Genomic DNA, 3,469 nt, shown 5'->3' with positions numbered 1-3,469 from the left:
GCCATCCGGCGCAGGACGACCGGGGCGAGCACCAGGCCGGCCACGGCCCACGCGCCGAGCACACCGAACGTCTCCAGGTGCCGCCACGACTGGTCGATCTCGACCGCCGCCATGCCGTCCGGGAGCAGCGCCGAACGCATCCCGAGACCCAGCCAGTAGACCGGGAAGACCTGCGCGACCTGCTGCAACCAGCCGGGCAGCGCGGTGACGGGGTAGAACACCCCGGAGATCGAGATGACCGCCATCACCGGCAGCGTGATGACCCCGGCGGCGCGCGGGCTCGACACCAGCGCGCCCAGCGCCGCGCCCACCGACTGCGTCGCGACCAGCCCGAGCGCCAGCACCCAGGCCAGCGTGAACCAGCACGACGCCGAGCCGAGCCGCAGGCCGTCCACCATGAACGCGCCCGGGACCAGCAGGATCACCAGGTACGCGACCACGCATCCGGACGTTGTGAACAGCTTCCCGATGAAGTACGCGCGGATGCCGTGCGGCGTGGCGCGCGCCCGCAGCAGCGTGCCGTCCTCCCGCTCGACGGTCAGGTACTGGATCACCAGGACCATCCCGAGCGCGACGAACATCCCGAGGACGCCCGGCAGCACCAGTCCGCCCAGCCTGATCCCGGTGTGCCGGAACTCGCGGTCCCGGTAGAAGAAGACCGCGACCAGCGTCAGCACCGGCCAGAGCAACTGGGCGACCAGCTCCGAACCGCTGAACGCCTGCCGCAGCTCGATCAGTCCCCGGGCAGCGCCCGCACGCAGCGTCCTCACTGCGCCCGCGTGTGCCGCCCTCACTGCGGCCGTCCCTCTGCCCGGCGCACCAGCGCGAGGTAGGTGTCCTCCAGCGAGGACGGACGGACCGCCAGCCGCTCGACCGCGTCCCCGTGCTCCTCGAACAGCGCGCGGACGAACCGGGTCGAGTCCGGCACGGACCGGACGTGCCGCCGCCCATCGAGCGTCCAGGCCACCTCGTCCGCGCCGGTGATCTCCGCCGCGAGCCCGGCCGCCGTGCCGTCCGCGACGACCCGGCCGCCGTCGAGGACGACGATCCGGTCGGCCAGCTTCTCCGCCTCGGCCAGGTCGTGCGTGGTCAGCATGATCGCGGTGCCGTCCGTCCGGGACAGGCCGAGGACGAGGTCGTGGAACTCCGCGCGCGCCTCCGGGTCGAAGCCGGTGGTCGGCTCGTCCAGGAACAGCAGCTCGGGACGCCCGACCATGCCGATCGCCACGTCCAGCCGCCGCCGCTGCCCGCCGGACAGCGTCCGCACCCGGCGGTCCGCGTGCTCGGCCAGCCCGACCGCCGCGATCAGCTCCGCCGCGTCCCACGGCCTCGGGTAGTACGACCCGAGGTGCGCCAGCAGCTCCCCGACCCGCCATTTCCCGTGGTCGCGCCACGACTGCAGGACGATCCCGATCCGCGCCCGCCACCGCTCGCCGCCGCGCGCCGGATCCGCGCCGAGCACCTCGACCCGCCCGGACGACCGCGCCCGGAAGCCCTCCAGGATCTCGATCGTCGTCGTCTTCCCCGCGCCGTTCGGCCCGAGCATCGCCAGCACCTCGCCGCGCCGGGCCCGGAAGGTCACCCCGCGCAGCACGTCCTTGGCGCCGTACCGCATCCGCAGGTCCTCGACGTCGAGGACGACGTCGCCCCGTCCGCTCACGTCCCGTCCGCTCACGTCCCGTCCGCTCACGTCGCGTCCACCAGCGCCCGCGCCCGCGTCCGGAGCCCTTCGACGTCCACTCCGGCGAGCGCGAGCGCCCTCGGCACGGTCCCGACCTTGAGGTCGAGCAGCCCCAGCAGGATGTGCGCGGGTCCCAGGTCCTTCTTCCGCGCGCCCGCCATCCCCGCTTCGAGCACCCGCCTGGCCGACTCCCCGATATCGGACGGCATCCGCCGGGCCTCGCGCGGCCGAAGCGCCTCGTCGTCGGTGAGGGAGATGCCGACCGTCCCGAGGCCGTCCTCGAACTCGCGCCGCAGCGCGTCCTCGACGGCCCGCCGGTCCAGCCCCGCCGAGGAGAGCAGGTCGGGGGCGTCCCCTTCCGCCTCGCCGGTGAGCGCGAGCAACAGATGCTCCGCCTCCGTCAGCCGCGATCCCCTGCGCCGCGCCTCCTCGGCGGCGCGCACCAGCACCGAGTCCACATACGTGCGACCCCTGTCCGAGCGGCCTCTGTGCGAGCGGCCTCTGTACGAGCGGCCTCTGTGCGAGCGGCCCCTGTGCGCCTGGCCCATCACCGTCTCCTCCGCAACCGAACCCCCGCCTCGATCAGCCGCTTGGCGTGCTTCTTGTGCACGGCCTGCCGCGTGACCCCGAGCGCCTGCGCCACGTCCGACCAGCTCCACCCGGCCCGCATGGCCTTCTCGACCGCCGCGTCCTCCATCCGGTCGGCCAGCTTCCGCATGGCCACCACGGCGGCCAGCTCCGCCCCCGGATCGCGCGCGGCGGCCTCCTCGCCCTCGTCCATGGAAGCAACCTAGGTTGCTTATTGAGCGATTGTCAACCGAGGTTGCTTAACCGGGCGCGGGAACGCCGAAGGCCCCTCGCGGCGGGGACGCGAGGGGCCTTCGGGACGGGCGCGGCGGGTCAGCCGGCGGACATGCCGGCGTCCACGGCGAGGGACTGGCCGGTGATGTGCCTCGACTCGTCCGAGCAGAGGAAGGCGAAGGTCTCGGCGACGTCCTCCGGGTCCATCAGGACGCCGGACGGGTGCAGCCCGGCCGCCTCGGCCTCGCTGAACATGCCGCCCTGGATCGCGGCGTCCAGCAGCGCGGTGCGGACGACGCCCGGGCACACCGCGTTGATCCGGATGCCCTGCCGGACGTACTCGATCGCGGCGGTGCGGGTCATCGCGACGACGCCGCCCTTGGTCGCCGAGTAGTCGGAGATGCCGAGCGGCAGGCCGACCAGGCCCGCGACCGACGCCATGTTCGCGATGACGCCGCCGCCCTGCGCGAGCATCTGCCGGATCTCGTACTTCATCGACAGCCAGACGCCCTTGAGGTTGACCGCGACCAGCCGGTCCCAGGACTCCTCGGTGACCTCGTGCAGCGCCGAGCCCTGCTCCTCGATCCCGGCGTTGTTGACCGCGGCGTCCAGCCGGCCGTACGCGGCGACCGTCGCGGCCACGGCGGCCTCGACCTCGGCGCCCACGGTCACGTCGGCGCGGACGAACAGCGCCTCGCCGCCGTCCTTCTTGATCAGTTCGGCGGTCTCCCGCCCGGCGTCCTCCAGGACGTCGGCGATCACGACGCGCGCGCCGTACCCGGCGAACGTCCGCGCGGTCGCCGCGCCGATGCCCTGTGACGCTCCGGTGATGAGGACGGCCTTGCCGGCGAGTTTTCCGCTCACGCGTGTCTCCTTTTCAGCGGGGGATTCCAGCGGGGTCGGGCCGGAACCGGGGCCCGGTTCCCGGCGGGGGGGGGGGGGGGCGGCCCGCGGAGAGGCGCCGGCGCCGTTCGGCGCGGCGGGCCC

5 protein-coding genes are annotated in these 3,469 nt (G+C 73.9%); all 5 read right to left on the bottom strand.

All coding sequences use genetic code 11. The annotated features are described in order from the left end of the window. A partial coding sequence (locus AB0J52_RS32605) for an ABC transporter permease (protein WP_500186686.1) occupies positions 1-770 on the bottom strand: 770 nt, incomplete at its 3' end. 20 nt (positions 771-790) lie between these two features. Continuing rightward, complete coding sequence (locus AB0J52_RS32600) at positions 791-1,690, bottom strand: ABC transporter ATP-binding protein (protein ID WP_500186685.1); 900 nt, start codon at positions 1,688-1,690, stop codon at positions 791-793. Next, a complete protein-coding gene (locus tag AB0J52_RS32595; RefSeq protein WP_500186684.1) occupies positions 1,687-2,139 on the bottom strand; it encodes a Clp protease N-terminal domain-containing protein in 453 nt (150 codons plus the stop codon). The genes AB0J52_RS32600 and AB0J52_RS32595 overlap by 4 nt, the downstream gene beginning before the upstream one ends. 89 nt (positions 2,140-2,228) lie before the next feature. Next, the gene (locus tag AB0J52_RS32590; protein WP_500186683.1) at positions 2,229-2,462 is read right to left on the bottom strand and encodes an RNA polymerase subunit sigma-70; all 234 of its coding nucleotides are present in this window, start codon (positions 2,460-2,462) and stop codon (positions 2,229-2,231) included. A gap of 119 nt (positions 2,463-2,581) precedes the next feature. Then, a complete protein-coding gene (locus tag AB0J52_RS32585) occupies positions 2,582-3,346 on the bottom strand; it encodes a glucose 1-dehydrogenase (protein WP_500186682.1) in 765 nt (254 codons plus the stop codon). Between the last annotated feature and the right edge of the window lie 123 nt (positions 3,347-3,469).

It is taken from the genome of Spirillospora sp. NPDC049652 (assembly GCF_040675125.1).
In the GTDB taxonomy this organism is placed as follows: domain Bacteria; phylum Actinomycetota; class Actinomycetes; order Streptosporangiales; family Streptosporangiaceae; genus Spirillospora.
The sequence above is the reverse complement of the archived record's forward strand: the minus strand, read 5'-3'. Positions and strand labels throughout refer to the sequence as shown.

Excerpts from the sequence above, each read along its gene's own strand:
- AB0J52_RS32590 (WP_500186683.1), bottom strand. The coding sequence starts at position 2,462 with ATGGACGAGGGCGAGGAGGCCGCCGCGCGCGATCCGGGGGCGGAGCTG.